Genomic DNA, 4,549 nt, shown 5'->3' with positions numbered 1-4,549 from the left:
TGCCGAGGCGGCCGGGCGGGCGGGAGGCTCGGCGGAGGCGAACAGGTCGGACATCGCCGCATGAAGACCGGGTCGATGCACAGCGGCAAGATTTTTCGTTTCCCGCGCGTGCCGGATATCCCCAGGGATCGGCCCGGGCGTCTCAGACACCCGGCTCGCCCACACCGATCAGGCGGCGAGCCTTCGGGCAGACGCGCGAGATCACCACACGTTGCACGCCGTCCGGGATGTATCACGAAGCTCAGGGCCCTTGCTCGAGCCAGCCGAATCGGTCGAGATCTACGCTGATCTTGGATGGGGTCTGAAGATGAGGGCCAAAGCATCCGCCAGGAAGCGATCGACGAGCGACGATGTTTCGAACATCGGCGCTTGCGGATGGGCCGAGCTGTCATCGCTCTGGGACAAGATCGGTGGCCAACCCCGAAAACGGATCGCGGGCTGGTCCAGCGGGAAGGCGTTCGAACATCTCATCCTGAGGGCTTTCCAGCTGAGCGGCGCCGAGATCATCTGGCCTTATGCGGTCAACCTGCACGGCGCGGTCGTGGAGCAGATTGACGGGATGGTGCTGCTCGACGGTATCGCGTGCATGGTGGAGGCCAAGGATCAGCAGGCCAACGTGAATGTCGAGCCGCTGGCGAAATTGAGAAACCAGCTGTTGCGTCGGCCCGCCGGCGTCATCGGGTGCGTGTTCAGCAGCAGCGGCTTTACCGATCCCGCCGTCACGCTCGCGCACTATATGGCTCCGCATGCCATCCTCTTATGGCAGGGACCGGAGATCGGCTTCCTGCTGGAACGGCAGGATTTCGCGGATGCCCTACGGCGAAAGTATCGCGTCCTGATGCAGCACGGAAAGCCCGATTTCGATCCGCGGGCGGGAGTTCTGTGATGGCCTCGTATATCGTGACGGAAGGGCCGGCCGACGCGATCGTCCTGCGTGCCTTGCTCCACGAAGCCGGTCGCGAAGACATCCGTGTGCTGGAGGGCGGCGGCAAGTCGTCCGCCGTATCGCTGGGAACATCGCTCGCCTTGAGCGACGACAACCGTGTCGCCATCGTCGTCGACGCGGATACGACCGATCCCGACAAGGTTTCGGAGCAGCAGGATATTTTTCAGGATCTTCAGAGGGATACGTCGGGTGACGAAGCCTGTCGGCTCTTCGTTGCCGTGCCCACCCTTGAGGAGGATTTATTCAAGGATGTGGAGCACTTTTCATCCGTCTTCAATTTGAGGCTTGGCGGCGAGCGCGTTGAGAACGATCGGCAGGACTGGAGAAGCGCCCTAAGGATGCTGCTGCCGAAGCCGCATGCGCGACGCTCGGAGCAGGAGGCCATACCGAAACTCAGGACGGATGCGGCGGGACAGGTCATCGGCCATAGATTGATCAAGGAACTGATCGCGTTCCTCCCGACGCCCACGACGCGTCGCGTTCCAGAGGCCGATCCGCTTCGCTGACCCACCCCGGGATGGCGACCCGGGGGGCGCCGGGCAACAGGCGCCGCACGCTCCCGGATCGCATCGCTGAACGTGCGGCCGGATCCTCCGTCCGGCTCAGCCCCCGAACACCGAGGTCATGATCTCGCCGTTGCGGTTGATCACCACCTCCCAGGAATTGAGGGTGTTGCGGGTGACCCGGTCCAGGTCCTTGGTGGTCGCCACCGGCACGCCGTTGACCGCCACGATGATGTCGCCCTTCTGCAGGCCGAGCCGGCTGGCGATGGAGGTCTCGTCCACCGCCTGCACGGCCACGCCCTCGGCCGGGAAGTCGACCTGCAGCTCCTCGGCCACCGCCGGCGAGGTGTTGACCAGGCTCGCGCCCTGGAACGGCGAGCGGGTCTTCACCTTGAGCACGTCGCGCGGGCGCGTCTCCGGGGCGGGGGCGAGCTTGACCGCGACCGTCTGGCGGGCCGTGCCGCGCAGGATCCCGAAGCGGGTCTGGCCCTGGACGCCCTTGAGGGCGAAGCGGTAGCCGAACGCCTCCGGGTCGGCGACCTCCTGGCCGTCGATGGTCAGGATCAGGTCGCCGCGCTTCAGGCCGGCCTCGTCCGCGGGGCTCTTGGGCTGCAGGCTCGCCACCAGGACGCCGGTCGGATGGTCGAGGCCCATGCTGTCGGCGATGTCGGGGGTCACGCTCTGGATGCGCGCGCCGAGCCAGGGCCGGCGCACCACGCTCGCCCCGTCGCGGGCCGCGTCGACCACCGCCTTGACCATGCCGACGGGGATCGCGAAGCCGATGCCGTGGCTGCCGCCGGATTGCGAGTAGATCGCCGTGTTGATGCCGACCAGCTGGCCGCGCAGGTCGACCAGGGCCCCGCCCGAATTGCCCGGATTGATCGCGGCGTCGGTCTGGATGAAGTACTGGTAGTCCGCCGAGCCGACCTGGGTCCGCGCCAGCGCCGACACGATGCCCTGCGTCACGGTCTGGCCGACCCCGAACGGGTTGCCGATCGCCATCACGAAGTCGCCGACCTCCAGGGCGTCGGCATCGCCGAACGGCATCGGCACCAGGCCCTTCGGGGCCTCCTTGAGCTTGAGCACCGCGAGGTCGGTGCGGGTGTCGCGCATCACGATCGTCGCCTCGAACTCCCGGCGGTCCGAGAGCGCGATGCGGACCTCGTTCATGTTGTCGATGACGTGGTTGTTGGTGATCACGAGGCCGTCGGCATCGACCAGGACGCCGGAGCCGAGCGACCGCTGGGCCCGGTCGCCCCGGGGGCCGCGGCCGCCCTCCGGCTCGCCGAAGAAGCGGCGCATGAACTCGTCCATGGCGCTGGCGCGCGCGGTGGAGCGCTTCTCGACATGGGAGGCGTAGACGTTGACCACCGAGGGCGCGGCCCGCTTCACCACCGGGGCGAAGGACAGCTGGACGTCGCTCCGGCTGAGGGGCACCGCCTTGGCCGTCCCCTCCTTGGGGGCGGCGGGAGCCTCCGTGCGGGCCATCTGCGCCCCGGCGGGGCCGGCGGCCAGCAGGGTCGCGACGAGGGCGGGCAGGACGGGGCGGATCAGCATGCAAGGGCTCCGGCGGCAGGTCGGGCGCGCCGTCCGGATCGGCGGCGGCGCGCCGTGCGGCCTTACGCTATCGGAGCCGATTGCGGCAGGCCCGCGACGCCGTCGCCGGACGAGCCGGGCAGGCCCGGCCGTCAGGGCCGTTCAGGCGTCTTCCTTGCGGCGCACACTGCGCTTCTTGGTCGGCTGTTCGGGGGCCTGCGCGACCGGCTCGGGCTGGGCGGTCGGCGGCGCGGCGGATTTCCGGCGCTGCTGGCCGAGGCCGAGCGAGCGGGCGAGCTGCGAGCGCTGCGCGGAATAGCTCTGGGCGGTCATCGGGTAGTCGGCATCGAGGCCCCACTTGGCGCGATAGGCCTCCGGGGTCAGGCCGCGCAGGGTGAGGTGGCGGCGCAGGGTCTTGTAGGGCTTCCCGTCCTCGAACGAGATCAGGTAGTCGGGCGTCACCGAACGCCGGATCTCCTGTGTGGTCGCCTTGCTGGGGGCTGCGACGGCCGCGCCGCCGGTGTGGACGTCCTGGATCGCGCCGTGGATGTCGCTGAGCAGTTTCGGCAGATCCGCGCTTTGCACGTGGTTGTTGCTCACATAGGCCGAGACGATCTCGGATGCGAGCGTAACGAAGCGGCTCCTGTCGCCATCGCGTTGAGTCATATCGTGTGCGCCGCCTTCTCGTGATGTCCAAACTGGCCAGAACGCAAGAACAGCGTTGCGATCCTGAGGGCCGATACAATCGCTTTTCAATGACCCGTCAAGTCTCAAATTCGATATCGCGATATACATTCAGAAACAGGCCAAGAACAGGTGCATTGGACAACCAACCTCAAGGAAAATAATAGCCCGCCATCTTGCTTGTGCGCAATCGAACCCGATCGGGCTCATGATCGGTTGGAGATGATCCGTCATCAACTGAGAGGATCTGGCTGGAGGATGGGAAATAAAGACCGTGTCTCAGACGAAATCGATATTCGGCTCGGCATTCGTACTGCAATGCGGAACGCCGGCATCGCCGGGCGGCTGTGGCAGGGATTCTCGGCGCAACTCCAGCGTGCTTTTTCGCGTCGCGACCGGGAGGCTACAGCAATCCCCGCCTGTCACATCGGACGCCCCGACCGCGGCTCTGTGAGCACGCCGCGTGGACATGCCCTGGCTGTCGGGGGCGACGCACGGCGCCCGTCCCAGGCCGATCGCGCGGGCCGGTTGATAAGCGAGATCGGATCGGACTTGAGACCGCTTCGGAGCGCGGCTGGGCGGCCTGTTCGAAGCGGTCGAGCGGTCAGGCCGAGAGGGAACAGCCCATCACGCCGCAGCGTCACGGCTCAAAACCGTCCGCTCGACAGACCGCCTCGGCAAGCGAAGCCCCGATCACGAAAAACCCGGTCCGCGTGAGCGGGCCGGGTTTTTGGTGGTGGTCGGGTGGTCGGAAGGGATTTGGTTGCGGGGACAGGATTTGAACCTGTGACCTTCAGGTTATGAGCCTGACGAGCTACCGGGCTGCTCCACCCCGCGCCAAGGTTGTGCGGCTGATCCGGGCTGGCTGGCGCTGGTTGGC

Annotated in this window: 4 protein-coding genes and 1 tRNA gene; 2 read left to right on the top strand and 3 right to left on the bottom strand. The window is 66.9% G+C overall.

The genetic code is table 11. From position 1 onward, the window contains the following. Nucleotides 1–250 precede the first annotated feature (250 nt). A complete protein-coding gene (locus FV233_RS28185; protein ID WP_210249513.1) occupies nt 251–886 on the top strand; it encodes a restriction endonuclease in 636 nt (211 codons plus the stop codon). Further along, on the top strand, nt 886–1,452 hold the full coding sequence (locus FV233_RS28180; protein ID WP_147857050.1) for a hypothetical protein: 567 nt from the start codon (nt 886–888) through the stop codon (nt 1,450–1,452). Before FV233_RS28185 ends, FV233_RS28180 begins: the two co-directional genes overlap by 1 nt. 96 nt (nt 1,453–1,548) lie before the next feature. On the opposite strand, the gene FV233_RS28175 is transcribed toward FV233_RS28180, so the two are convergent. The 3 genes from FV233_RS28175 to FV233_RS28165 form a co-directional block, all read right to left on the bottom strand. After that, the gene (locus FV233_RS28175) at nt 1,549–3,006 is read right to left on the bottom strand and encodes a Do family serine endopeptidase (RefSeq protein ID WP_147899491.1); all 1,458 of its coding nucleotides are present in this window, start codon (nt 3,004–3,006) and stop codon (nt 1,549–1,551) included. A 141-nt stretch (nt 3,007–3,147) separates the two neighbouring features. Beyond that, nucleotides 3,148–3,651: a MucR family transcriptional regulator gene (locus FV233_RS28170; RefSeq protein WP_147857678.1), complete on the bottom strand. Its 504-nt coding sequence runs from the start codon at nt 3,649–3,651 to the stop codon at nt 3,148–3,150. A gap of 778 nt (nt 3,652–4,429) precedes the next feature. Further along, nucleotides 4,430–4,506 (bottom strand) — tRNA-Met (locus FV233_RS28165). Between the last annotated feature and the right edge of the window lie 43 nt (nt 4,507–4,549).

Origin of the sequence: Methylobacterium sp. WL7 (genome assembly GCF_008040085.1) — a bacterium.
In the GTDB taxonomy this organism is placed as follows: Bacteria; Pseudomonadota; Alphaproteobacteria; order Rhizobiales; family Beijerinckiaceae; genus Methylobacterium; species Methylobacterium mesophilicum.
Note: the sequence above shows the minus strand (reverse complement) of the source record. Positions and strands in the feature narration are given on the sequence as shown.